General features: G+C 72.8%; 24 protein-coding genes. 10 read left to right on the top strand and 14 right to left on the bottom strand.

Features of this window, described 5'->3' with window-relative positions; genetic code table 11:
- Window positions 1-141: 141 nt before the first annotated feature.
- Complete coding sequence (locus Q7L73_RS08335; RefSeq protein ID WP_304688429.1) at window positions 142-1,605, bottom strand: MFS transporter; 1,464 nt, start codon at window positions 1,603-1,605, stop codon at window positions 142-144.
- Between the two features lie 60 nt (window positions 1,606-1,665).
- On the opposite strand from Q7L73_RS08335, the gene Q7L73_RS08330 reads away from it, so the two are divergent.
- Window positions 1,666-2,328 carry a TetR/AcrR family transcriptional regulator gene (locus tag Q7L73_RS08330; protein ID WP_370552366.1) on the top strand — a complete coding sequence of 221 codons (663 nt, stop codon included), beginning with the start codon at window positions 1,666-1,668 and terminating at the stop codon, window positions 2,326-2,328.
- Here Q7L73_RS08330 and Q7L73_RS08325 read toward each other — a convergent pair.
- Both Q7L73_RS08325 and Q7L73_RS08320 read right to left on the bottom strand, forming a co-directional pair.
- A complete protein-coding gene (locus Q7L73_RS08325; protein WP_304688425.1) occupies window positions 2,325-2,933 on the bottom strand; it encodes a TetR family transcriptional regulator in 609 nt (202 codons plus the stop codon). The two genes, Q7L73_RS08330 and Q7L73_RS08325, sit on opposite strands and share 4 nt — an antisense overlap.
- On the bottom strand, window positions 2,930-4,513 hold the full coding sequence (locus Q7L73_RS08320) for an MFS transporter (protein WP_304688423.1): 1,584 nt from the start codon (window positions 4,511-4,513) through the stop codon (window positions 2,930-2,932). Before Q7L73_RS08320 ends, Q7L73_RS08325 begins: the two co-directional genes overlap by 4 nt.
- Window positions 4,514-4,574: 61 nt before the next feature.
- Between Q7L73_RS08320 and Q7L73_RS08315 the strand changes: the two genes are divergently transcribed.
- From Q7L73_RS08315 to Q7L73_RS08305, 3 genes are all read left to right on the top strand, one after another.
- Window positions 4,575-6,104 carry an arylsulfotransferase family protein gene (locus tag Q7L73_RS08315; protein ID WP_304688420.1) on the top strand — a complete coding sequence of 510 codons (1,530 nt, stop codon included), beginning with the start codon at window positions 4,575-4,577 and terminating at the stop codon, window positions 6,102-6,104.
- Window positions 6,105-6,188: 84 nt separating this feature from the next.
- Window positions 6,189-7,028, top strand: coding sequence for an LLM class flavin-dependent oxidoreductase (locus tag Q7L73_RS08310; RefSeq protein WP_304688418.1), 840 nt, complete (start codon window positions 6,189-6,191; stop codon window positions 7,026-7,028).
- Entirely contained in the window at window positions 7,025-7,576 is a 552-nt protein-coding gene (locus Q7L73_RS08305; RefSeq protein ID WP_304688416.1) for a DUF1697 domain-containing protein, read from the top strand. Before Q7L73_RS08310 ends, Q7L73_RS08305 begins: the two co-directional genes overlap by 4 nt.
- Here the strand turns inward: Q7L73_RS08305 and Q7L73_RS08300 are convergent.
- Window positions 7,573-7,962 (bottom strand): Hpt domain-containing protein, encoded by a 390-nt coding sequence (locus tag Q7L73_RS08300; protein WP_304688414.1) that lies wholly within the window; start codon window positions 7,960-7,962, stop codon window positions 7,573-7,575. The genes Q7L73_RS08305 and Q7L73_RS08300 overlap by 4 nt on opposite strands.
- A 95-nt stretch (window positions 7,963-8,057) precedes the next feature.
- On the opposite strand from Q7L73_RS08300, the gene Q7L73_RS08295 reads away from it, so the two are divergent.
- The 5 genes from Q7L73_RS08295 (at window position 8,058) to Q7L73_RS08275 (ending at window position 12,497) form a co-directional block, all read left to right on the top strand.
- The gene (locus tag Q7L73_RS08295; RefSeq protein WP_304688412.1) at window positions 8,058-9,113 is read left to right on the top strand and encodes a PIG-L family deacetylase; all 1,056 of its coding nucleotides are present in this window, start codon (window positions 8,058-8,060) and stop codon (window positions 9,111-9,113) included.
- Window positions 9,103-10,116 carry an ATP-grasp domain-containing protein gene (locus Q7L73_RS08290; RefSeq protein WP_304688410.1) on the top strand — a complete coding sequence of 338 codons (1,014 nt, stop codon included), beginning with the start codon at window positions 9,103-9,105 and terminating at the stop codon, window positions 10,114-10,116. Before Q7L73_RS08295 ends, Q7L73_RS08290 begins: the two co-directional genes overlap by 11 nt.
- Window positions 10,113-10,838, top strand: a complete 726-nt coding sequence (locus Q7L73_RS08285; protein ID WP_304688408.1) for a PHP domain-containing protein — start codon at window positions 10,113-10,115, stop codon at window positions 10,836-10,838. Before Q7L73_RS08290 ends, Q7L73_RS08285 begins: the two co-directional genes overlap by 4 nt.
- A gap of 67 nt (window positions 10,839-10,905) precedes the next feature.
- Window positions 10,906-12,360, top strand: coding sequence for a glycosyltransferase family 2 protein (locus Q7L73_RS08280; protein WP_304688406.1), 1,455 nt, complete (start codon window positions 10,906-10,908; stop codon window positions 12,358-12,360).
- Window positions 12,357-12,497 carry a hypothetical protein gene (locus Q7L73_RS08275; RefSeq protein ID WP_304688404.1) on the top strand — a complete coding sequence of 47 codons (141 nt, stop codon included), beginning with the start codon at window positions 12,357-12,359 and terminating at the stop codon, window positions 12,495-12,497. Before Q7L73_RS08280 ends, Q7L73_RS08275 begins: the two co-directional genes overlap by 4 nt.
- 4 nt (window positions 12,498-12,501) lie before the next feature.
- On the opposite strand, the gene Q7L73_RS08270 is transcribed toward Q7L73_RS08275, so the two are convergent.
- From Q7L73_RS08270 to Q7L73_RS08225, 10 genes are read right to left on the bottom strand one after another with little or no spacing between them, the layout of a single operon-like run.
- Window positions 12,502-14,055: an aldehyde dehydrogenase family protein gene (locus Q7L73_RS08270; RefSeq protein WP_304688402.1), complete on the bottom strand. Its 1,554-nt coding sequence runs from the start codon at window positions 14,053-14,055 to the stop codon at window positions 12,502-12,504.
- 5 nt (window positions 14,056-14,060) lie between these two features.
- The gene (locus Q7L73_RS08265) at window positions 14,061-15,242 is read right to left on the bottom strand and encodes an L-rhamnose isomerase (RefSeq protein ID WP_304688399.1); all 1,182 of its coding nucleotides are present in this window, start codon (window positions 15,240-15,242) and stop codon (window positions 14,061-14,063) included.
- Window positions 15,243-15,257: 15 nt separating this feature from the next.
- Window positions 15,258-16,025, bottom strand: coding sequence for an SDR family NAD(P)-dependent oxidoreductase (locus Q7L73_RS08260; protein ID WP_304688397.1), 768 nt, complete (start codon window positions 16,023-16,025; stop codon window positions 15,258-15,260).
- Window positions 16,022-16,828 carry a hypothetical protein gene (locus tag Q7L73_RS08255; protein ID WP_304688395.1) on the bottom strand — a complete coding sequence of 269 codons (807 nt, stop codon included), beginning with the start codon at window positions 16,826-16,828 and terminating at the stop codon, window positions 16,022-16,024. The genes Q7L73_RS08260 and Q7L73_RS08255 overlap by 4 nt, the downstream gene beginning before the upstream one ends.
- Window positions 16,821-18,005, bottom strand: coding sequence for an enolase C-terminal domain-like protein (locus Q7L73_RS08250; RefSeq protein ID WP_304688393.1), 1,185 nt, complete (start codon window positions 18,003-18,005; stop codon window positions 16,821-16,823). Before Q7L73_RS08250 ends, Q7L73_RS08255 begins: the two co-directional genes overlap by 8 nt.
- Window positions 17,998-18,945: a hypothetical protein gene (locus tag Q7L73_RS08245; protein WP_304688391.1), complete on the bottom strand. Its 948-nt coding sequence runs from the start codon at window positions 18,943-18,945 to the stop codon at window positions 17,998-18,000. The genes Q7L73_RS08250 and Q7L73_RS08245 overlap by 8 nt, the downstream gene beginning before the upstream one ends.
- A 9-nt stretch (window positions 18,946-18,954) precedes the next feature.
- A complete protein-coding gene (locus Q7L73_RS08240) occupies window positions 18,955-20,001 on the bottom strand; it encodes a substrate-binding domain-containing protein (RefSeq protein WP_304688390.1) in 1,047 nt (348 codons plus the stop codon).
- Window positions 20,002-20,016: 15 nt separating this feature from the next.
- A complete protein-coding gene (locus Q7L73_RS08235; RefSeq protein WP_304688388.1) occupies window positions 20,017-21,042 on the bottom strand; it encodes an ABC transporter permease in 1,026 nt (341 codons plus the stop codon).
- Window positions 21,039-22,034: an ABC transporter permease gene (locus Q7L73_RS08230; protein ID WP_304688386.1), complete on the bottom strand. Its 996-nt coding sequence runs from the start codon at window positions 22,032-22,034 to the stop codon at window positions 21,039-21,041. Before Q7L73_RS08230 ends, Q7L73_RS08235 begins: the two co-directional genes overlap by 4 nt.
- Window positions 22,031-23,560, bottom strand: a complete 1,530-nt coding sequence (locus tag Q7L73_RS08225) for a sugar ABC transporter ATP-binding protein (RefSeq protein WP_370552369.1) — start codon at window positions 23,558-23,560, stop codon at window positions 22,031-22,033. Before Q7L73_RS08225 ends, Q7L73_RS08230 begins: the two co-directional genes overlap by 4 nt.
- A gap of 130 nt (window positions 23,561-23,690) precedes the next feature.
- Between Q7L73_RS08225 and Q7L73_RS08220 the strand changes: the two genes are divergently transcribed.
- Complete coding sequence (locus Q7L73_RS08220; RefSeq protein ID WP_304688381.1) at window positions 23,691-24,419, top strand: FadR/GntR family transcriptional regulator; 729 nt, start codon at window positions 23,691-23,693, stop codon at window positions 24,417-24,419.
- The last annotated feature ends 69 nt before the right edge of the window (window positions 24,420-24,488 follow it).

Genomic DNA, 24,488 nt, shown 5'->3' with positions numbered 1-24,488 from the left:
GGAGCGCATTCGCTGCCGTGTTTTTGGCGGTTCCCACCACGCTCCTCGGGCCGGAGTCGGCTCCGGGCCGGCCCGGGGAGCACCCTGACGAGGCTAGAGCCTCGCTCCGCCCGTCTCAACACCAGCTGTGTTGGATCGCCCTCACGCGCCGACCGCGACCTCCTGCGGCATGTCCTCGCTGCGCACGCGGGGGACGACGAGGAGGGCGAGCAGGACGCCGACGAGGGCGAAGCCGGCGCCGACGGCGAAGGCGAGCTGGAAGCCCTCTGTCAGCGCGTTTCTGACTGCGCCCGCGGTCGGGGGACCGGCGCCGAGGACATCGCTGAAGCGCGAGTTGGAGATCGAGGAGAGGATCGCCAGGCCGAGCGCGCCGCCGACCTGCTGGGAGGTGTTGATCAGGCCGGAGGCGAGGCCGGCCTCCTGGTGGCTGACGCCGGCGACGGCGGTGATCGTCAGTGGCACAAAGGAGAAGCCGAGCCCGGCCGCGACGACCAGCGACGGTATGAGCACGTCGCCGAGGAACGAGCCGCCGGCCGACACCTGCGTGAACAGCAGCAGGCCGATCGCCGTCAGCGACAGGCCGAGCACGAGGATCGGCTTCGGCCCCACTCTCGTCACCAGCTGCGAGGCGGCGCCGGCCGAGACGATGATCGTCAGCGCCAGCGGCAGGTACGACAGGCCCGCCTTCAGCGCCGAGTAGCCGAGCACCTGCTGCAGGTAGAGCGAGATGAAGAAGAACATCGAGAAGAGCGACGCGCCGACCAGCAGCGCGACCGCGTCGGCGCTGGCGACGTTGCGGTTGCGGAAGATTCTCAGCGGCATCACCGGGTGCTTGACGAGCCGCTGCTCGACGATCACGAACGCGATCAGCAGCACGATCGACAGCCCGATCAGGCCGAGCGTCTGGAACGAGGTCCAGCCGGCCTTCTCGGCGTCGACGAGCGCGTAGACGAGCACGACGAGGCCGCTCGTCACGAGCGCCGCGCCCGCTATGTCCATGCTCGTCTCCTCGTGGCCGCGGCTCTCGCGCACGAAGCGCGGCGCCAGCACGGCGGCGAGCAGGCCGATCGGGACGTTGACGAACAGCACCCACTCCCAGCCGGCCCACTCGGTCAGCATGCCGCCGAGCAGCACGCCGACGGCGCCGCCGGCACCGGCGAGCGCGCCCCAGATGCCGAGCGCCTTGTTGCGCTCGGCGCCCTCGGTGAAGGTCGTCGTGACGATCGACAGCGCGGCCGGCGAGACGATCGCGGCGCCGAGGCCCTGCACGCCGCGGGCGATGATCAGCCACTCCGACGAGGTCGCGAAGCCGCCCACCAGCGAGGCGACCGAGAACAGCCCGAGGCCGGCGATGAAGACGCGCCGGCGGCCGAACAGATCCGCGGCGCGGCCGCCGAGCAGCAGGAAGCCGCCGAACATCAGCGTGTAGGCGTTGACGACCCACTGCAGGCTCGCGTCGGAGAAGTCGAGATCTCTCTGGATCGACGGCAGCGCGACGTTCACGATCGAGGCGTCGAGCACGACCATGAACTGGGCGATCGCGAGCACGACGAGCGCTTTCCAGCGAAGCGGATCGGGCCCAGACTGCGGTGCGGCGGAGCTCATGCGCGTCCTTCTCTCCAAGGGGTAAGATAGGCCTGACCGGAAACGGAGTTCCGGTTCCGCTTGAACGATACGGAGGCGCGGTTCCGCTTGTCAACCTCGACGTCCAGACCCGAGCCGGATTCCGGCGCGCAGCCACAGAAGCCGTTGCGCGCGGACGCCGCGCGGAACCGCGCGAAGATCCTCGACGCCGCGCGCGAGGTCTTCTCCGAATACGGGCGTGATGCCCAGATGGACGAGATCGCACGCCGCGCCGGTGTCGGCGTGGGGACCGTCTACCGCAACTTCCCGACGAAGCAGTCGCTCGCGGTCGCGATCGTCGAGCAGCGCTTCGACGCGATCAGCGACTGGGTCGCGCGCGAGATGCTCACCGACCCGGACCCGTGGCGGGCGCTCGAGCGCTCCTTCCAGTGGTGCGCCGAGATGCAGCTGCGCGACCGCGGCTACGCCGAGATCGTCGGCACGCTCGCGGGCGCCGCGCCGGCGCAGCACCTGTCCGGCGGCCCGCTCGGCCCGTCGGTCGAGCAGGTCGAGGGCCTGCTCGGGCTGACGGCCGCGTGGGTCGAGAGAGCGAAGGCGGCCGGCGTCGTGCGCGCCGACCTGAAGGCGAGCGACATGCCGCCGCTCTACGCCGCGCTCGCGAGCATCGTGCAGGCGGGCGTGCTCGACTGGAGACGGTCGGTCGAGATCGTGCTCGACGGACTGCGACCGCGGCCCGCGCGCTAGGAGGCGTCCGCCGCCACGTCCGCGCCGCCCCCGCGCGCGAGCGCGTCGAGCAGCGGGCCCAGCTCCTCCAGCAGCCGCTCGCGCGGTGCTGTGGCGATCGCCGGCAGCGCGCCGTTGGAGCGCGTCACCGAGACGCCGATCAGCAACGCCAGCATCAGCTCGGCGCGCAGCTCCCCCAGCTCGCCGCCGCCGGCCGCCGCGGCGCCCGGGTCGAGCACGACCGCGCGCATGATGCTGCGCAGCAGCGCGACCCGCTCCTGCTCCGGCGGCGCCGGGTCGGCGAGCGCGCGCCGCACCGGCGAGGCGTCGCCCCTGTCCCAGCGCGACAGCATCCGCTCGGCGATCACGCGCATGTCGGCGACCGCCGGCTGGCGCCGCGCGATCCGCTCCTCGTCGGTCAGGACGGCGAGGTAGAGCGCCTCCTTGGAGCCGAAGTAGCGCGCGATCAGGGCGGCGTCGACGCCGGCTCGCTCACCGATCTCGCGGATCGTCGCGCGCTCGTAGCCGCGTTCGTCGAAGAGCGCCCCGGCGGCGTCCAGCAGCGCGCGGCGGGTCGCCTCCGCGTCGCGCTTGCGCGCCGGTCTGCGCTCGGCCGCGGCGCTCATCGCGCAGCCTCGGCCGCTTCCCTGCGGGACGCCGAGAGCGAGCCGCCAGGCGAGTTCTCGAAAGGAATCCGAGGCCCCTGGCCGCGGGATTCCTCGCCATCGAAGACGCTCGGCCCGATGCCGGCGCCGACCGCGACCTCCTCCATCAGCAGCTGCTCACTCGCATCGCCGACCTCCGCCTCGACCTCGTCCGCCACCTTCCGCGGCGGCGCGAGCAGGATCGCAAGCGCGGCGGTCGCGACGCAGACGACGGCGCCGGCGAGGAACGCGACGGTGTAGCCCGACTCCTCGGGGAACGCCAGCCCGGCGGGATGGTGGGCCGACAGGACGGCGACGCCGACGGCGCTGCCGAGCGCTCCGCCGACGCTGCGCAGGACCTGGTTGAGGCTGGTCGCGCTTCCGGTCCGCTCGGCCGGGACGGAGGCGACGATCAGCGCCGGCATCGCGGCGAACGAGCAGCCGATGCCGATCCCCAGCAGCGCGGTCGCGATCGCGACGTCGAACAGGTGGCCGTGCATCAGCGCCAGCCACACGAGCGTGGCGGCGACGATCAGCGCGCCGGCCGGCAGCACGACGCGGATCCCGTAGCGGGCGATCACGCGGCGGGTGATCTGCTGCGAGACGAGCGAGCCGAGCGACAGCGGCAGCAGCATCAGGCCGGTCGTGACGAGCGAGGCGGAGAAGCCGTAGCCGGTCGACTCCGGCGTCTGCATCAGGCGGTTGACGAGCGACATCGCGATGTACATGCCCATCGCCAGCAGCAGCGCGGCGATGTTGGCGCCGACGATCGCGCGCTGAGAGACGAGCCGCAGGTCGACGAGCGGGTCGGCGCGGCGCAGCTCGACGCGCGTCCAGGTCGCCAGCAGCGCGAACGCGAGCGCGAAGCAGACGACGACGGTGACCGAGCCCCAGCCGAGCGTCTCGCCCTGCGAGATCGCCAGCAGCAGCGCGGCGAGGCCGCCGGCCAGCAGCAGCGCGCCGGGGACGTCGAGCGCTATCGCTCTCGCTCTGCCGCCGGCCTTCGGCACCAGCAGGATCACCGCGAGCGTCGCGCCCGCCGCGAACAGCGCGCCGAACCAGAAGGCGGCGTGGAAGTCGAGCACCTGCGCGATCAGCCCGGTGACGGGGAAGCCGAGGCCGGCGCCGACGGCGACGGTGATCGACAGCGTCGCGATCCCGGAGCGCTGGCGCTCGCCGTGCGCGTGCTCGCGCACGAGCGCGATCGCCAGCGGCACGGTGCCGTAGCCGATGCCCTGCAGCGCGCGGCCGATCAGCAGCTGCACGAAGTGCGTCGAGGTGGCGGCGACGACCGAGCCCAGCAGCGTCATCGCGAGCGTGAAGATCAGCACCGTGCGCCGTTGCGGACCGTCGCCGAGCCGGCCGAGCACCGGCGTCGCGATCGCGCCGACGAGCAGCGTCACCGTGAGCATCCACTGCGCCGTCTCCAGCGAGACGTGCTGCGCCTGCGCGATCGTCGGGATCAGCGGCGTGCCGAGCGTCGACATCACCGAGACGGTCAGCCCGGCGAAGACGAGCGCCCCGATCATCCGCCGCTGCTGTAAGTCATCAGTCGAAGACATCGTTTGATGACTTTAGCACTCTCACTGTGGCCTTATGCAGAGCAGGCAGACTGCTCGTCGCATGACCGTGACCGGGACGCCGACGCTGCCGCCCGCGCCGCCGCCTCCGCGCACGCCGCGGCGCACGCGCACCGGCCTCGGCGTGCTGGCGCTCGCGCTGGTCGCCGGCGGCGCGGTCGCGTGGCAGCTGTCGGAGGAGCCGCCCGCGCCGGAGCCGGAGCCGATCCCGGTCGCGCCGAAGCAGTTCCACTCGCGCCCCCGGCTCGACCCCGACACGCTGACGGTCGCGACGCCGGCCGCCGCCGCGGTCGCGCGCGGGTCGATCTTCCTCGCCGTCAAGCGCGGCCCCGGGCAGGACGGGCCGATGATCGCCGACGACCGCGGGCGGCCGGTCTGGTTCCACCCGGTCGGCGGCGACAAGACCGCGACCGCCTTCCAGGTCCAGCGCTACAGAGGCAGACCGGTGCTGACGTGGTGGGAGGGCAACACCCATCTCGGCCACGGCCACGGCACCTACGTGGTGATGGACAACCACTACCGCGTGATCAGACGCGTCACGACGGTCGCGAGCGAGCTGGGCGACCACCACGACTTCCAGCTGACCCCGCGCGGCACCGCGCTGATGACGCTCTACGTCGAGCGCCCGGCCGACCTCACCAGCGTCGGCGGCCCGGCCGACGGCACGATCGTCGACTCGCGCATCCAGGAGGTCGACGTCGCCAGCGGCAGACTGCTGTGGGAGTGGCGCGCCGCCGACCACTTCGCCGTCAGCGAGGGCGTGACGGCGCCGAAGGCGGGCAAGCCGCACGACTTCTTCCACGTCAACTCGGTCGAGGAGACGCCCGACGGCAGGCAGGTGATCGTCAGCGCCCGCAACATGCACGCGGTCTACAAGCTCGACAAGGCGAGCGGCAGGGTCGTCTGGAGGCTCGGCGGCGAGGTCAGCGACTTCAAGCAGACGCGCCGCACCAGATTCGCCTTCCAGCACGACGCGCGCCTCCAGCCCGACGGGACGCTGACGCTGTTCGACAACGAGGCGACGCCGCCGAAGGCGCCGCAGTCACGGCTGCTGCGGCTGCGGCTGCACCCGCGCCGCGGAAGCGTGAGACTGGTGCGCGTCTGGAAGCACCCCGACAGGCTGCTGGCCGGCGCCGAGGGCAACGTGCAGACGCTGCCCAACGGCGACGTGTTCGCGTCGTACGGCCCGGAGGAGCGCGTCTCGGAGTTCAGCCGCGACGGCAGGCTGCTGCTCGACCTCGCGCTGCCGGCCGGCGCCGACAGCTACCAGGCCTTCCGCTTCCCCTGGCGCGGCCGCCCGCTCACCAGACCGGCCGTCGCGGCGCACCGCAGCGGCGAGCGCAGAACGACCGTCTGGGCGAGCTGGAACGGCGCGACGCTGGTGCGCCGCTGGCGCGTGCTCGCCGGGCCCAAGCGCGGCGAGCTGAGACCGATCGGCAGACCGCTGCGGCGGACCGGCTTCGAGACGGCGCTGAGAGTCCGCACGCAGGCGCGCTTCGTCGCCGTCCGCGCGATCGGCCCCAACGGCAGACCGCTGCGCAGCTCACGCGCGATCGAGCCGCGGCGGCAGTGATCCCCGTGAAGTTGCTGGTCCCCCAGACCAGTAACTTCACGCGGATCAGATGGGTGCCGGCTCACGGGCGATAGGGTCGGAGGCATGCCCGTCTCCTGCGCTGTCGGCCTTCCCAACATCGGCGAGTACGGCGATCCGCTGCTGCTCGTCGAGCTCGCCCGCGACGCGGAGGCGGCCGGCTGGGCCGGCGCCTTCGTGTGGGACCACGTCGCCTACCGCGAACCGGGCTGGCCGGTCGCGGATCCGTACATGACCGTCGCCGCGATCGCCGCCCAGACGGAGCGGATCCGTCTCGGCGTGCTCGTCTCCGCGGTCGCGCGGCGGCGGCCGACGAAGCTCGCGCGCGAGCTGGCGACGCTCGACGTGCTCTCCAGCGGCCGCCTCGTCGTCGGCGCCGGCCTCGGCTCGCAGGCCGACGAGGAGTTCACCTGGTTCGGCGAGGACGGCGACGCGAAGACGCGCGCGCAGAAGCTCGACGAGGGCCTGGAGATCGTCGACGGCCTCTGGAGCGGCGAGCCGTTCGAGTTCAAGGGCGCCCACCTGCAGGCGAGAACGCCCGGCTTCCTGCCGCGCCCGGTGCAGCGGCCGCGCCCGCCGATCTGGATCGCCGGCCGCTGGCCGGGGACGCGCCCGTTCAGACGCGCGGCCCGCTGGGACGGCGTCTTCCCGACCTTCGCCGACGCGCTGCGCGACGAGACGGTGCCGGCGAGCGCGCTGGCCGAGGTCGTCGCCTACGTGCGCGAGCAGCGCGGTGACGACTCGCACTTCGACGTCGTGCTCGAAGGCGTCTCCGACGGTCCCGACCCCGATCTGATCGCGCCCTACGAGCAGGCCGGCCTGACCTGGTGGGTCGAGAAGATCGGCTGGTACCGCGCGCCGCTGGAGCAGATGCGCGCGCGGATCGCGAGCGGGCCGCCGGTATGAGGGCGATCGCGCTGCTGAGAGGAATCAACGTCGGCGGCGCCAAGAAGGTGCCGATGGCGCAGCTGCGCGCGCTCTGCGAGCAGCAGCTCGGCTGGAGCGACGTGAAGACCTACGTGCAGAGCGGCAACGTCGTCTTCAGCGCGCCCGGCGGCAGCGCGCCGCGCGCGCTCGCCGACGCGCTGGAGCAGGCGATCGTCGCCGAGTTCGGCTTCGACAGCCTCGTCACCGTCCGCACGCGCGACGAGCTGGCGGCGATCGTGGCGGCCAACCCGCTCGGCGCCTCCGTCGCCGAGGGCAGGTTCTTCCACGTCAACTTCCTCTCCGACGCCGTCGACCCCGAGGCCGTCGCGAGACTCGTCCCCGACGACCCCGCGCCGGAGGCCTACGCGCTGGTCGGCCGCGAGCTGTACCTGAAGACGCCGGAGGGGCTGTCGCAGTCGAAGCTGGCGAGAGTGCTGACCGAGCGCCCGCTGAGAGCCAGAGTGACGTCGCGCAACTGGAGAACGGTCGCGACGCTGCTCGACCTCGCCGACGCCGACGCGGCCTAGCCGGCGTCGTCGGGCGCGTTGTCGGCCTCGACGTCGGCCTCCGCCTCGGCGTCGGCGACGAGCTGGGTGAGCGCTCTGCGGGCGTCCTCGGCAGCGTCGAGCATGCCGTCGATCAGTGGCGCCGGCGCCTCCTCCCCGCGCTCGCCGATCGCCTCCAGCTGGCCGGCGATGTCAGCGACGATCGCGGCCCCGAAGGTGCCGCTGGCGGACTTCAGCGAGTGGGCGGCGGCGGCCATCGCGGCCGCGTCCTCGGCGTTGACGACGTTCTCGAGCCGGTCGCTGAGCCGATCGAGGTAGAGCCGGACGAGGCGGGCGAAGGTCGCCGGGTCGCCCAGCTCGGCTGAGAGCGAGCCGATGACCTGCTGATCGAGCGGTTCCGTGTGCATTTGCGCCGATGATGCCACGCGAAGCGGCATCCCACTCCCCGAATCGGCGATCGGAGCGCTAGGTTCCGGTCAAGCAGGGAATGGTGACCGGAGGCATGGCGGGAACGCAGGGACAAGACGGGCTGATCCTCTTCGTCGAGGACGACGACGTGCTGGCGGCCGTCGTGATCGAGCTGCTGACGCCGCTCGGCGAGATCGTCTGGGCGCCGAGCGCCGAGCAGGCGGTCGCGCAGCTCTCGCTGCGGCCGTGGGACCTGCTGCTGTCCGACATCGACCTGCCGGGCATGAACGGCCACGAGATGGTCCGCCACGCGAAGTCGGCGCAGCCCGACCTGGCGGTGCTGATGCTGTCCGGCCACGCCAGCTTCGACCACGCCGTCGAGGCGATCCGCGCCGGGGCCGACGACTACCTGACCAAGCCGGTGCAGCCGCCGAAGCTGGTCGCGAAGGCGCGTGAGCTGATGGCATTGACACGCGACCGGCGCGCGAAGGGGCGCGAGCGGGTGCTCGCGGTCGGCGCCCACCCCGACGACGTCGAGATCGGCGTCGGCGGGATCCTGCTGCGCCACAGCGCCGCCGGCCACGAGGTCGCGGTGCTGACGCTGACCGGCGGCGAGCAGGGCGGCGAGGCGGCCGAGCGCGCCGCCGAGTCGCAGCTCGCGGCCGAGTTGATGGGCGCGCGCCTGTTCCACACCGACCTGTCCGACACGAGCGTCAGCGACGGCGGCACGACGATCAGCGTGATCAAGCGCGTGATCGACCAGGTGCTGCCGACGACGGTCTACACGCACACGTCGAAGGACGTCCACCAGGACCACCGCAACGTCCACCACGCGACGCTCGTGGCCGCACGCGGGATCCCGCGCGTCTACTGCTACCAGGCGCCTTCGACGACGGTCGAGTTCAAGCCGACGAAGTTCGTCGCGATCGACCCCTACGTCGACAGAAAGCTGGAGGTGATCCGCGCCTTCGCCTCGCAGACCGCCGTCCGCGCCTACCTCGACGAGGAGCTGATGCGCTCGACCGCCCGCTACTGGTCGCGCTTCACCCAAGCCCGTTACGTCGAGCCGCTGGAGGTCGTGCGCGAGGCCGACACGAGCGCCGACGACTCCCTCTCCACGCTCCCTCAGGAGGTAGCCGATGCCCGTTGACCTGCCCGGCCGCGTGCTCGTCACCGGCGCCGGCGGCCCCTCCGGAATCGCCGTCATGCAGTCGATCGCCAGCGACAGGCTGACGCTGCTGGCCGGCGACATCGACCCGTACGCCGCCGGCCTCTACCACGTCCCGCCGGGGCAGCGCTTCATCCTTCCGCGCGGCGACGACCCCGCCTTCGCCGAGCGGATCTTCGAGCTGTGCGAGCGCGAGGCCGTCGACGTGCTCGTGCCGACGGTCGACAGCGAGCTGCTGCCGCTGGCGCGCGAGCGCGAGCGGTTCGCCGCCGCCGGCGTCACGCTCGTGCTCGCCGACGAGCAGACGCTCGCCGTCTGCCTCGACAAGTGGGCGCTCGACGCGCGCTGCCGCAGACACGTGCGAACGCCGCGCTGCTGGCTCGTCGACGGCTCCTTCGACCCGTCCGAGCCGGACCTGCCGGTGATCGTCAAGCCGCGCAGCGGCAGCGGCTCGCGCGGGATCGCGCTGCTGGCCACGGAGGCGGAGCTGGCGGCGCTGGAGCGCGACGCGACGCTGCTGATCCAGGAGCTGCTGCCCGGCCCCGAGTACTCGCTCGACGTGCTCTGCGGCCAGGACGGCGAGGTGCTGGCGGTCGTCCCGCGCGAGCGGCTGAAGGTCGACTCCGGGATCGCGATCACCGGCCGCACCGTCCACGACCCGGCGCTGGAGGCGTTCGGCGCCGCCGTCGCGAGGCTGATCGGCCTGACGACCGTCGCCAACGTGCAGGTGAAGGAGGCCAGCAGCGGCGAGCCTGCGCTGCTGGAGGTCAACCCGCGCTTCCCCGGCACGATGCCGCTGACGATCGCGGCCGGGATCGACATGCCGTCGCTGGCGGTCGCGGAGGCGCTCGGCGCGCCGCCGCCGCAGGGGCCGCTGCCGTTCGAGGAGATCGCGATGGTGCGGACGTTCACCGAGCACTTCTTCGACTTCGGCGAGATCGTCGCGCTGCGCGAGGCCGCCGCGCGCGTCGGGAGCGGAGCATGATCGCCGCCGCGACGCAGGACATGCAGGTCCACTCGACCTTCTCCGACGGCGCCGACACGATCGAGGCCAACGTCGCCGAGGCGGAGGCGTTCGGCCTCGTCGAGCTGTGCTGCGTCGACCACGTGCGGCGCGACACCGCCTGGCTGCCGGAGTACACGGCGGCGGTCGCGGCGCTGGAGACCGAGACGCCGCTGACGCTCCACTGCGGGATCGAGGCGAAGCTGCTCGACACCGCCGGCACGCTCGACATGCCCGACGGCCCGCTCGACGGCGTCAGCTGGATCTACGCCGCCGACCACCAGGTGCCGATGGCCGACGGGGTCCACCACCCCGACGAGGTGCGCGAGGGGATCGAGTCGGGCCGCTACCGCGCCGAGGAGGTCGTCGCCGGCCTGCTGCAGGCGACCGAGAGCTGCCTGCCGCAGCATCCAGGCAGAATCGTGATCGCGCACATCTTCAGCATCCTGCCGAAGATCGGCGTGCGCGAGGAGGACGTGCCGCTGCAGCTGATCGAGTCGCTCGCGCAGACGACCTACGACACCGGCAACCGGATCGAGGTCAACGAGCGCTACCGCACGCCGTCGGCGGCGACGCTGGCGCCGTTCGTCGCGCGCGGCGTGCCGCTGCTGATGAGCACCGACAGCCACAGACGCGACACGATCGGCCGCTACGACCACTGCCTGCGGGTCGTGCGCGAGCTGTCGGAGGCCGCGGCGCGCTGACGCGCGCCGCGATCCGGGAGTTCTCCTGCAGGTCGACGACGTCCTCCGGCCGATCCTCGTCGCGCTCGTGCTGGTCGGCGCGATCCCGCTGATCGCCGGCTGCTATCAGTTCCTCCTCGCCAGCTTCCACGGCCTGCGGCGCACGACGCCGCGCGAGCCGTTCTATCCGCGCGTCGCGATCGTGATCCCGGCCTGGAACGAGGCGGCGGTGATCGAGCGCACGATCGAGCAGCTGCTGGCGCTGGAGTACCCGGGCGACCGCCTGCGCGTCTACGTCGTCGACGACGCCTCGACCGACGAGACGCCGCAGAAGGTGCTGGCGAAGGCCGAGCTGCACCCGGGCACGGTCTTCCACCTGCGGCGTGAGAAGGGCGGCGAGGGCAAGGCCCACACGATCAACCACGGGCTGCGGATCATCCGCGCCGAGGGCTGGTACGAGGCGGTGCTGGTGATCGACGCCGACGTGATCTTCACGCCGCCGTCGCTGCGGCGGATGACGCGCCACCTCGCCGACGAGCAGGTCGGCGCCGTCACCGGCTACATCAAGGAGGGCAGCCGCCCCGGCAACTGGATGAACCGCTTCGTCTCGTTCGAGTACGTGACCGCGCAGGCGGCGGCGCGGCGAGCGCAGAACGTGCTCGGCGCGCAGGCCTGCCTGGCCGGCGGCGCGCAGCTGCTGCGGCGCCAGAGCCTCGACGCCGTCGGCGGCCAGATCGACACCGCGACGCTCGCCGAGGACACCGTCACGACGCTCGGCGTGCAGCTGGCCGGCAAGCGGGTCGTGTTCGAGCCCAACGCGATCGTCTGGGCCGAAGAGCCGCGCGAGATCACCGGGCTGTGGAAGCAGCGGCTGCGCTGGGGGCGCGGCAACGTGCAGGTGACGCGCCGCTTCCGCCGCATCTGGCTGCGGCGCGGCAGCGCCGGCTCGCTCGGCGGGATCGGCTTCGCGCTGATCTGGTTCTCGGTCTTCCTGATGCCGGTCTTCATGCTCACCTCCTCGGGCGCGCTGCTGGGGCTGTGGTTCCTCGACAGAGGGACCTCGCTGGAGGTCTTCCGCACGCTCTGGTTCCTGAACGTCGTCACGTACCTGTTCGTGACGCTGTCGAGCTTCTCGATCGACCCCGCGACCGCCCGCCGGACCTGGCGCGAGGGGATCTTCTTCCCCGGCCTGGTGGCGTTGCTGATCATCCTCTACGCGCTCTATCCGCCGCTGTTCGAGGACACCTTCGCCGGCTGGCTGCGCGACGCCGGGATCGACCCCGCCGACGGCCTCGCGACCGGCATCCTGCTGTTCGCCTACGTTTGGCTGTCGGCCTCGATGCTGGCAGCGTGGCTGCTGAAGCTGCTCGACAGCGTGCTGCCGAGACGGCTGCGCGGCCTGCTCGCACCCGGCATCTACATCGTCGGCTACGGCCCGCTGCTGTGCGCGATCACCGCCGCCGCCTACGTCAAGGAGGCGCGCGGTGCGGAGATGAGATGGGACAAGACGGAGAAGGTCGGTGCGGTCGGGGAGCTGACATGACGCTCCCCGACCTGATCGACAGCGGCGACCTCGAGGCGCGCGAGCAGGACCGCGCCGAGCGGCGCCTGTTCGTCCGCCAGCTGCTGCTGATCCTGCTGATCGCGCTCGTCGTCGCGTTGCGCGTCTGGCTCGTGTGAGCGCTCAGCGCCGTTCGACGGCGGCGTCGGTCAGACGGCCGTCGAGCCGCCGCACCAGCCCGAGCGGGTTGGCGTCGCGCAGGGCAGGCGGCAGCAGCTCGTCCGCCAGCCCCTGGTAGCCGACCGGGCGCATGAACCGCAGCGCCGCCGTCATCCCGACCGACGTCGTCGCCGCCGCGCTCGTCGCCGGCCAGGGGCCGCCGTGGACGGTCGCCCAGCCGACGGCGACGCCGGTCGGGTAGCCGTCGACGACGACGCGGCCGACGCGCGCCGCCAGCCTCCGCACGAGCGTCGCCAGCAGCGGCTCGCCGCGCTCGCCGTGGACGCTGCCGGTCAGCGCCGCCGGCAGCCGCGCCGGCAGCGCCGCCAGCTCGGCGGCGTCCTCGCACCAGGCGATCAGCGCGGCCGGCCCGAACAGCTCCTCCAGCAGCGCGTCGCCGGCCTCCAGCGCGCGTGCGCGAACGGCGCCGAGCAGCGGCGCCTGCCAGGCGCCGGGGCGCCGGTCGGCGGCGGCCGCGACGACGGTCTCGACGCGCTCGTCGCCGAGCGCCAGCGCCGCCGCGGTGGCGAAGCCGTCGCGCAGCCGCGCCGTCAGCATCGCCGCCGGCTCGACCTCTCCCAGCCGCTGCGCCAACCGCGCCGCGAGCGCGCGGCCGGCGGCGTCGTCGACGAGCGCGATCAGGCCCGGCTTCGTGCACAGCTGCCCGGCCGAGCCGGTGACCGCGGCCGCGAGGCCGTCGGCGATCTGCTCGCCGCGCGCGGCCGCGGCGGCGGGCGTCACCAGCAGCGGGTTGAGCGAGCCCATCTCGGCGAAGACCGGGATCGGGCGCGCCCGCTCGGCGGCGGCGCGCGCGAGCGCGCTGCCGCCGGCGAACGAGCCGGTGAAGGCGACCGCCTCGATCGCGTCGGCGCGCGCGAGCGCCTGCCCGACCGCCGGCCCGCTGCCGTGCAGCAGCTGGAACCACGCCGCCGGCGCGCCCGCGAACGCGACCGCCTCGGCGACGACCGCGGCGGTCAGCTCGGAGGTGCGCGGATGCGCCGGATGCGCCTTCAGCACGACCGGGCAGCCGGCCGCCAGCGCCGCGGCGGTGTCGCCGCCGGCGACGCTGAAGGCGAACGGGAAGTTGCTGGCGGCGAAGACCGCGACCGGTCCGATCGGCACGTTCGCGCGCCGCTGGTCGGGCTTCGGCGGCGTCGCGCCGGGATCGGCGCGGTCGACGATCGGGTCGAGCAGGTCGCCGCGCTCGGCGACGGCGGCGAAGGCGCGCAGCTGACCGACCGTGCGCGCCAGCTCGCCCTCCAGCCGCGCCGCCGGCAGGCCCGTCTCGGCCTGCGCGCGCTCGCGCAGCGCCGCGGCCGAGGCCTCGATGCCGTCGGCGATCGCGCACAGCAGCGCGGCGTCGGAGAAGCTGCGCGCCTCCCACTCGGCGGCGAAGGCGGCCGCGGCGCGGTCGGCGGCGGCGACCACCGCCGCCGGCTGCGCGTCGGCGAAGGCTGGCTCCAGCGGCGCGCCGCTGCGCGGGTCGGCGGAGCGGAAGGTGGCGATCTGGGCGCTCACGGCGATCAGCCCCAGCCGCCGTCGCCGGCGCTGCCGCGCTCGGCGATCAGCTGCTCTCTGCGGCCGCTCTCGCGATAGCTGCGCAGCGGCTGCTCGGGCGCGCCGTGCTGCGCGCGCCAGCGCGCGACGAGCGGCCGCACGTCGGTGTTGTACGCGTCGAGGATCAGCTCGTGGCCGCCGAGCACGTCGCCGGCCGCCTGCGTGACGGCGAGCGCCTCACGGTCGACGAGCGCGGCCTTCGCGGCCGCCTCCTGGATGTTGAGGACCGAGCGGACGACCGCGGGGATCTTCTCCTCGATGTTGTGGTTCTGGTCGAGCGCGAGCACGACCTCTCTCGCTCTGCCCCAGTTGGAGACCAGCTCGTCCATCACCAGAAACAGCTCGAACGGGTCGACCGAGCCGACGATCAGGTCGTCGTCGGCGTAGGCGCGGTTGTTGAAGTCGAAGCCGCCGAGGCGGCCGACGTCGAGCAGCTGCGCGACGACGCCCTCGACGTTCGTGTGGGCGGCGTGGTGGCCCATGTCTACGAGCACCTTCGCGTTGTCACCGAGCCGCTGGCAGTGCATCAGCGAGGTGCCCCAGTCGGGCAGGTCGGTCCAGTAGAAGGCGGGCTCGAAGAACTTGTACTCCAGCAGCAGCGTCAGCTCCTGCGGGAAGAGCGCGTGGACCTCGTCCAGCGACGCCTCCAGCCGCCGCTTGCGCTCGATGATCGAGTCCTGGCCGGGGTAGTTGGTGCCGTCCGGCAGCCAGATCCCGACGACGTCGGAGCCGACCGCCTGGGCCAGCTCGACGCACTCGCGGATGTGGCCGATCGCCTTGTCGCGGACGCGCTGCTCGGGGTGGCAGAGCGTGCCGAGCATGTAGTCGTCGTCCTGGAACAGGTTGGTGCGGACCGGCCCCGGCTTGAGGTTCCGCTGCGCCAGCCCATCGACCAGCTGCTGCGGGTCGGGCACGACGTCCCACGGGACGATCAGCGCGACGCTGCCGGCGCCGCCGGTCAGCTCGTGGACGGTCGCGGCGTCGTCGAGCTTCTCCCACACGTTGCGCGGGCAGCCGGGATGCTGGACGACGTTGAAGCGGGTGCCGGCGTTGCCGAACGCCCACGAGGCGGTGACGACCTCCAGCTCGTCGAGCAGCGGCTCGACACGGGCGAACTGGGCGTCGGCGTCGGTGCTGGTGATGCTCATCGGTGGTTCTCCCTGCTAGGCGAGGTTCACGAGCGCGCCGCCGTCGACCAGGATCTCGGTCCCGTTGACGTAGGCGGCGTCGTCGGAGACGAGGAAGGCGACGGCGGCGGCGATGTCGGCCGGCGCGCCGATGCGGCGGGTGGGGATGCGGGAGGCATAGTGCTCGCGCATCGCCGGGTCGGCGAGCACCTCCGCGTTGAGGTCGGTCTCGATCGTGCCGGGCTCGACGCAGTTGCAGGTGATGCCGTGCGGACCGAGCGCGATCGCCAGCGACCGCATCAGCGAGACCTGGCCCGCCTTCGTCGGCGTGTAGGCGGTCTGCATCGAGCCGCCGGCGATCGCCGAGATCGACGAGATCGCGACGATGCGGCCGCCGTCGCCCTGCGCGATCAGCACGCGCGAGGCCTCCTGGCTGACGAGGAAGGTGCCCTTCAGGTTGACCTGGTGGGTGCGGTCCCAGGTCTCCTCGGTGACCTCGTCGAAGGGGCCGAACGGGCAGACGCCGGCGTTGCAGACGACGACGTCGAGACGGCCGAGCCGCTCGACCACCTCGGCGACGAGCCCGCGCGCCTGCGCGGCGACGCCGACGTCGGCCTTGACGCCGATCGCCTCGCCGCCGGCCGCCGCGATCAGCCGCAGCGTCTCCTGCGGCCCGTCGTCGTCGCTCGGGTGGTTGACGGCGACGCGGTAGCCGTCGGCGGCGAGCCGCAGCGCGATCCCGCGGCCGATCCCGCGTGCGGCGCCGGTGACGAGCGCGACGCGCTCGCTGACGGGCACGGTCACGCGATCACCCCGCCCGGGTGGCGGTCGAAGACGCGGCCGTCGCAGAGCGGCACGAAGTGGTCGGCGTCGCGGCGGAAGCGCGCGTAGGCGTCGAGCGCCTCGTACATGCTCTCGTTGATGCCGAGCAGCGTGCTCTGCTCGACGTTCTCGTACAGGAAGGCGGCGTCGGAGGCGATCACGCGGCCGTTGGCGGTGTCGAGGTCGACCGCGATCGAGGCGCGGTGGTGGGCGCCGGTGAAGAACGTCCGCAGGCCCGGCGCCAGCTCGTGCTCGTCGTCGAGCAGCACGATCCGGTCGTGCGCCTCGTAGACGAGCCATTCGAGCACGCGCGGCGGGAAGACCATCGGCCGGTAGTCGTGCGGGTGATTCGGATAGGGGTTCTGGAAGAAGAAGTCCCAGCCTCTGCGCGAGAGGCAGATCCGCGCCCGCTCGAACAGCGGCAGGTTGCCGACGGTGTACGCCTGGAACGGCGTGCAGATGACGTAGTCGACGTCGTCGGGGGTCAGCTCGTTGGCGGCCAGGATCGCCTCGATCCGCTGCTCCGGCGCGACGTCGAAGCTGCAGTCCTCGCGCACGACTCTCGCCCAGTGGGCGTTCATGAACGGCAGGTAGTCCTGTCCCGGGCCGGTGTTGACGAGCGCGACCCTGCCGTCGTCGCTCCTGGCGACGAGCATCAGCACGTCGACCTGCTGCCACTCGTCCCAGTGCGACATCCAGTGCAGCTCGGGACCGGGGACGGCCGTCCAGTGGCCGACCTTCATCGCGCGCACGCTCCACTTCACGGGGCTCTCCTTCTCAGACATGGGTCGTCAGCTGCTCGATCGCGGACGTGCGGAGCGCCAGCCCGAGTCCCGGCTGCTCGCTCAGCTCGACATGTCCGTCCCGGGCGACCGGAGCCCCCTCGAAGATCTTCCAGAACAGCTCGTTGCCTGTGTCCGGCTCGACATCCGGAAAGTACTCGGCCATCGGTGCGTTCTGCTGAGAGATCACCAGGTGGAGGTTGTGCAGCTCGTTCGAGTGCGGGATCACCGGCAGGTCGTGGGCGGCGGCGAGCGCGAAGATCTTGCGCGCCTCGGTGATGCCGCCGACGCGGTTGACGTCGGGCTGCAGCAGGTGCGCCGCCTCGGCCTCGATCACGCGCGCGAAGCCGTAGCGGCCGAACTGGTGCTCGCCGTGGGCGATCGGGATCGGGCTCTCGCGGCAGAGCCGGCGGTAGCCGCCGACGTCGTGCGCCAGCAGCGGCTCCTCCAGCCACTTGAGGTCGAACTCGGCCAGCCGCTTGACCATCTCCAGCGCGTACTCGACGTCCCAGCCCATGTAGGCGTCGGCGGCCAGCTCGACGTCGTCGCCGATCGCCTCGCGCACCGTCCGCACCAGCTCGACGTTGCGGCGGATGCCGGCGAGGCCGTCGCGCGCGCCGAAGCCGAAGCGCTGCTTGACGAGCCTGAAGCCGGCGTCGCGCCAGCGGCGCGCCTCCTGCGCCAGCTCGTCGAGGTCGTCGAGCGCGTAGAGACGGCTCGCGTAGACGGGGATCCGCTCGCTCGTGCGGCCGCCGATCAGCTCGTAGACCGGCACCCCGAGCGCCTGGCCCATGATGTCGTAGCAGGCGATGTCGATGCCGCTGACGCCGGCCAGCACGGCGCCGCTGACGCCGAGCCGCGCGACCGAGCGGTACATCAGGTCCCAGTTGCGCTCGACCGCGAACGGATCGGCGCCGAGCATCAGCGGGCGCAGGTGCTCCTCGATCACGGTCGCGGGGACGGCGCTGAAGCCGCCTGCCGTGCCGAGCCCGACGAGGCCGCTGTCGGTCTCGACCTCGACGACGACGAGCGCGCAGCCGCCGAACCAGCTGCCGCCGCCGGCCGGCTCGGCGCCCGGGTGGGCACTGAGCGGGCTGACGAGGTGGGCGCGCAGCGTCTGCGGCGTGCGCGAGAAGCCGATCCGCCGGACGCGGATGTCGGCGATGCGATGTTCAGACATGTCCGTTGGGTTCGTTGGAGGTCACGGCGCCGCCGGCGCCGCCGGGCGAGCGGCGGGCGGCGGGCGCGACGTCGCGCAGGATCTCCAGCGCCGCCGCCGCGCGGCGGACGCGCTCGATCGAGCCGGCGACGACCGCCGCCTCGTGGTGACGGCCCGCCGGGTAGTGGTTGGGAGCGTTGACGAGCGCGAACTTGAGGTGGACCGGCGCCGCCACGCGGACGATCTCGCCGATCTCCCAGTAGCGCGCGAAGCCGCCGAAGGCGTCGGGCGACTCGATGTAGAGGTCGAGCGGCAGGTCGACGAGCGCGCGGAAGGCCGCCAGCCGCGCCAGCGAGGTGTCGGAGGCGACGTTGATCGTGTCGGCGCCGAGCCCGGCCAGCATGCGCGCCTGCAGCGGGTTGGCGATGCCGGTGAGCGCGCTCACCTTCAGCACCAGCTCGGGCGGGAGGTCGCCGCGCTCGCGCGCTCTCGCCAGCAGCCACAGCAGCCCCTCGTCGGCGACGCAGATCGAGCGCACGCCGGCCCGCACCGCCCGCTGCACGTCGCGGACGGCGTAGCCGAGCTGGTCGAGCCCGAAGTTGCGCCAGCCGAAGACGCCGCCCTGCGGCGTCTTCGGCGAGGCGGTGCCGTCCCAGGGGCCGCGCGGCCCGGCGAAGATGCAGACCTCCACCCCTTCCTCGCGGCCGAGCGCCGCCATCTCCGCCAGCTCGCGCTCGGTCAGCAGCATCGCGCCGCTGCCCTGCGTGACGCGGTGGACCGGCACGCCCAGCTCGCGCGCGGTCGCGACGATCGCCTGCAGCGAGGCGAGCCCCTCCGCGGTCGCGATCTCGATCCGGTACGCGCCGCCGTCCGGGAAGGTCAGCGGCGAGTCGGGCCGGTCGTGCAGGTCGCCGGGCGGCAGCCCGAGCGCGGCGAACAGCGGTCTGTGGTCGATCTGCACCGGAGCCGCCTAGAAGTCGTAGTCGTCGATGTTGTCTCTGTCGAAGACCGTCATCTCCGGCGCGACGTAGACGACGCCCGTCTCCGAGATTCTCTGCGTGCCGTATCTGCCGGCGTCGAAGGAGACGCCCGGTCTGCCCTCGATCTCGCCGTCGACGAGGCCCTTCAGCAGCGTGCCGCCGACGTAGCCCTGGTCGTAGGGGACCCACAGCTGGAACTTCTCGACGACGCCGTCCTTGACGAACTTGCGCATCTGGTTGGGCTGGCCGACGCCGGTCAGCGCGACTCTGCCGCCCTTGCCGGCGGTCGCGATCGCCTGCGCGGCAGCCGGCAGCCCGACCGTCGTCGGGGCGAGGATCCCCTTAAGCTGCGGGAAGCTGGTCAGCAGGCCCTGCGTCTCGGTCGTCGACTTCTGCGGCTCGTCGTTGCCGTAGGCGACCTTCACCAGTCTCATCGCTCTGTATCTGGGGTCAGAGGCGAGCAGTCTTCTGATGTGGTCGATGACCGTCAGCTGGAACGGGGCCGTCGTCGTCGCGCTGAGGACGGCGAAGTCGCCGCTGTAGTCCATCAGCTCGCCGAGCAGCGCCAGCTGCGCCTCGCCGACTCTCTCGAAGTCGACCGGCGTGACGGCCGCGTCGCGGACCTCCGCGATCTGGTCGGAGTTGACGGCGATGATCTTGATCCCCTTCGCCTTCGCCTGTCTGAGCGCCGGCAGGACCGCCTTCGGGTCGCTCGCCTGGATCGCGATCGCGTCGACCTGCTTCTGGATCTGGTCCTGGATCAGCGGCACCTGGTCGGCCGCGGCGGCGGTCGACGGGCCGGTCGCGGTGAACTCGTAGCCGAGTCTCTCGCCGGCGGCCTTGAAGCCCTCGGCGATGTTGTCGAAGTACGGGTTGCCCGAGTTCTGCTGGATGAACACGACGCGCGTCGGGCCGCTCTTGGAGCTGCCCGATCCGCTCGTGGCGGAGCTGCCGTCGGACTTCTCGCCGCAGCCGGCGAACGTCAGTGCGGCCATGCCGAGACCCAGCGCCGTGAGGCGCCCAGCGGTGCGAACCATCTCTCTCTCCTCCTGCTACGTGGTGGGGGTCGGTCGGAGCTCCGCGCCGCCGCGGATCCTCCGGGTGGTGCGACGTTCCGCCGCGCGTCTGCGCAGCGCCTCGATCGCGACGCCGGCGCAGATCGACAGCAGCAGCAGCCCGCCGACGACGGCGACGCGGGCCTGGTCGGGCAGGTCGCCGAGCGCCATCCCGCTGCGCACGACGCCGACGAGCGCGAGCGCGACGAGCGTGCCGAAGATCGTCCCGCGCCCGCCGCGGATGTCGGCGCCGCCGAGCAGCACGACCGTCAGCACCAGCAGCTCGAGCCCGCTGCCGGTGTCGGCGCGCACCGACTGCAGCCGCGAGGTCATGAACAGCGCCGCGATCGCCGCGAGCGTGCCCGAGGCGACGAACAGGCCGACCTTGAGGCGGTCGACGCGGACGCCCGAGTGGGTCGCGACGTCGGGGCTGGAGCCGGCGAAGAAGATCCGCCGGCCGACGGTCGAGCGATGCAGCAGCAGCGCCGCCGCCAGCGCCGCGAGCGCGAACAGCACGTGCGGGATCGTCACGAGCGTGCCGATCGCGTAGCGCGTGTCGCTGGCGGTGAAGCTGTCGGGCAGCGTCGTGATCGTCTGGTCGCCGACGATCGCGTTCGCGAGACCGCGGAAGAGCGCCATCGTGCCGAGCGTCACGACGATCGACGAAAGCCCGAAGCGCGTCACCAGCAGGCCGTTGAGCAGGCCGGCGAGCGCGCCGGTCGCGACCGTCGCGAGCACCGCCGCCAGCAGCGGCACATCGTGGCTGGCGAGCTCGCCGAAGACGACCGCCGCGAGGCCCAGCGTCGAGCCGACCGAGAGGTCGATCTCGCGCACGACGATCAGCGGCGTCATCGCGAGCGCGATCAGCCCGATCTCGAGCGAGTCGGTCGCGATCTGCGAGAAGTTCTGCGCGTCGAGGAAGTACGGCGACAGCTGCGTCACGACGACGACGGCGACCACCAGCAGCACGACCGTGAACGCCTCGTGCGAGAAGGCGAAGCGGCGGGCGGCGCGGGAGCTCATGCGGTTGCCTCCTTGGGAGCGGCGGCCGAGCGCGCCGGCCGGCGCACGGCGCGCAGGCGGGCGTCGGCGATGACGGCCAGCAGGATCAGCGCGCCGTAGGCGGCGTCCTGCCAGTACTGCGAGACGCCCAGCACCGCGAAGCCGTTGCCGATCACGCCCAGCAGCAGGCAGCCCAGCAGCGTGCCGGCGATGCTGCCGGAGCCGCCGAAGATCGAGGCGCCGCCGACGACGACGGCCGCGATCACCGTCAGCTCGAGGCCGCTGCCGGCGGTGATCTGCGCGAAGCCGAAGCGGCTCAGGTAGAGCGCGCCGGCGAGGCCGGCGACGGCGCCGCTGAGGGCGAAGACGAGCACGACCGTGCGGCTGACGGGCAGGCCGTGCAGGCGCGCCGCGTCGGGGTTGGAGCCGACCGCGTAGACGTTGCGGCCGCTGCGCGTCCAGCGCAGGAAGGCAAACGCGGCGAGCGCGACGGCGAGCGCGATCAGCACCAGCGGCGGGATCCCGAACGGGCCGCCGGTGGCGAGGTCGGTCATCCCGGCCGGCACGTCCTCGCTGTTGACCTGGCCGCCGTCGGCGACGAGGTAGACCGCACCGCGGACGACGCTCAGCATGCCGAGCGTGAAGATGATCGAGGGGATTCTCAGGCGCGCGATCGCGAACCCGTTGACGAGCCCGACGACGAGCCCGACCGCGACCGCGACGAGGTAGGCCAGCGGCGTCGGCAGCGCGCCGTGCTGCTGGCAGATCATCCCGACGGTGACGGCCGAGAGCCCGACCGTCGAGCCGATCGAGAGGTCGAAGTTGCGCGTCAGCATCACCATCAGCTGGGCTGAGGCGAGCGCGGCGATCAGCGTGATGTCGAGCAGGATGCTGCGCAGGTTGGAGCCCGACAGGAAGTCGCCGTTCTGCGCCGCGATCACGATCACCAGCAGCGCGATGAAGCCGGCCAGCGCCAGCTCGCGGACGCGTGCGAGACGAGCGACGGCGCTCATGCCGCGACCGCCTGCGCCTCGGCCGTCGCCGCCTGCATGACCCGCTCCGGCGTCGCCTCGGCGTGGTGCAGCGCGGCCGTCACGCGGCCCTCGCGCATCACCAGCACGCGGTCGCTCAGCGCCAGCACCTCCGGCAGGTCGGAGGAGATCAGCAGGATCGCCATCCCCGCCGCCGCCAGCTCGTCGATCAGGCGGTGGATCTCGACCTTGGCGCCGACGTCGACGCCGCGCGTCGGCTCGTCGAGGATCAGCACGCGCGGTCTCGTCGCCAGCCACTTCGCGAGCACGACCTTCTGCTGGTTGCCGCCCGACAGCTCGCGCGGCGCCTGCTCGACGTCGCGCGCCTTCAGCCGCAGCCGCTCGCCCCACTCGCGCGCCAGCGCCCGCTCGCGGCCCGGCCGCAGCCAGCCGTGGAAGGCGACGCGGCCGAGGATCGGCAGCGCGACGTTGGCGGCGATCGGCAGCTCGACGGCGACGCCCTCGCGCTGACGGTCCTCGGGCACGAACGCGAGCCCGGCGCGCATCGCCTGCTGCGGCGTGCGCAGCCGCTCGCCGGCCAGCTCGACGGTGCCGGCGTCGCGGCGGTCGATCCCGAAGACCGCGCGCGCGACCTCGGTGCGACCTGCTCCGACGAGCCCCGCGAGGCCGACGATCTCGCCGCTGCGCAGGTCGAGGTCGACGGCCTCGAACACGCCGGCGCGCGCGAGCCCGCGGACCTGCAGCAGCGGCTCGCCGGGCTCGACGCGCGTGCGCACGTGGAGCGCGGCGACGTCGCGGCCGACCATCGCGCGGATCAGCGACGCCTCGTCGTGGTCGGCGGCCGCTCTGGAGTCGACGAAGCGGCCGTCGCGCAGCACGGTGATGCGGTCCGCGAGCGCGAAGATCTCCTCCAGCCGGTGGCCGATGAAGAGGATCGCGACGCCGCGGTCGCGCAGGCCGCGCAGGACGCGGAAGAGGTCGCCGACCTCGCCGGGGGTGAGCGCGGCGGTCGGCTCGTCGACGATCAGCACGCGCGCCCGCCGCGACAGCGCGCCGGCCATCTCGACCAGCTGCGCCTCGGCCAGCGAGAGGTCGGCGACGCGCGCCGCCGGGTCGAGCTCGGCGCCCAGCTCGGCCAGCAGCGCGGCCGCCTCGGCGCGCATCGCGCGGCGGTCGATCCGCGGCGGGCGGCCGTGCTTGGGCTGGCGCCCGACGAAGACGTTCTCGGCGACCTCGAGGTCGCCGAACAGTGACGGCTCCTGATGCAGGATCGCGATGTCGTGCTCCTGCGCCGCCGCCGGCGTGTGGAAGTCGACGACCGCTCCGTCGACGCGCAGCTCGCCAGTGTCGGGGCGGTGAACGCCGCAGAGGATCCGCGTCAGCGTCGACTTGCCGGCGCCGTTCTCGCCCAGCAGCGCATGGATCTCGCCGGCGCGCAGCGACAGGTCGACGTGGTCGAGCGCGACCGTGCCGCCGAAGACCTTCGACACGGCGCGCGCCTCCAGAACCGGGACGGCAGCGCCGTCCCTTCCTTCGATCTCGGGCACGTGGTCCTTCTCCTCCTCGCGCCGCTCGGGGGTTCGCGGCGCCTCTCTTCGTTTCACCCTAGCTACTTCTATTAGAAGCTGTCAAGCTAAGAAGATGAAGAGCAGCCGTCACCCCCACTACACTGCTCGCGTGTCCACGCTCCCCCGCAGCTCGCTCTCCGATCAGGCGGCCGAGGCGATCCTCGCCCTGATCGACGAGGACGACCTCGGCGCGGGTGACGCGCTGCCCGCCGCCGGCGAGCTGGCGAAGCGGTTCGGCGTCAGCGTCGTCGTCGTGCGCGAGGCGATCGCCGCGCTCGCCGGGCGCGGGATCCTCGTCCGCAGCCAGGGGCGCGAGACGGTCGTCGGCAGGCCCGGCGCCGAGATCCTCGACTCGATCCTGCGCGTGCGGATGCGTCAGGACGGGATCGCCGTCGACGAGTTCCAGCAGTGTCGCGCGGCGCTGGAGGCGCAGTCGGCGGTGCTGGCCGCGACCGCGCCCGACGCCGCGGCGCGCGCCGCCGCGCTGACGCCCGCGCTCGACGCGATGCGCGCCGCGCAGGACCTCGACGCCTTCCGCGAGGCCGACCTCGCCTTCCACCTCGCGCTCGCCGGCCTCGCCGGCAACCAGGCGCTGCTGCTGCTGCTGGAGGCGCTCAACACCGTCGTGTCGCACTCGCTCGGCGAGCTGTGGCGGCGGATCGCCGACAGGGACGACGCGCTCGCCCGCACGATCGCCCACCACGAGGCGATCGCCGCCGCCGTCGCCGGCGGCGATCGCGACGCCGCCGCGCGCGCGATGGCCGTCCACTTCCTCGAGTCGGCGCCCGACGTCGACTACGGGATCGTCGCGCCGGCCGCCGCCGGTGCGACCACCTGACCGCAGAAGCGGCAGCTGGCATGACGCGCTCTCCCCGTTCTGATCGACGGCGGCGACCTCGAAGCGCGC

Source organism: Conexibacter sp. CPCC 205762 (assembly GCF_030646155.1).
Taxonomy (GTDB): Bacteria; Actinomycetota; Thermoleophilia; order Solirubrobacterales; family Solirubrobacteraceae; genus Conexibacter.
The sequence above is the reverse complement of the archived record's forward strand: the minus strand, read 5'-3'. Positions and strand labels throughout refer to the sequence as shown.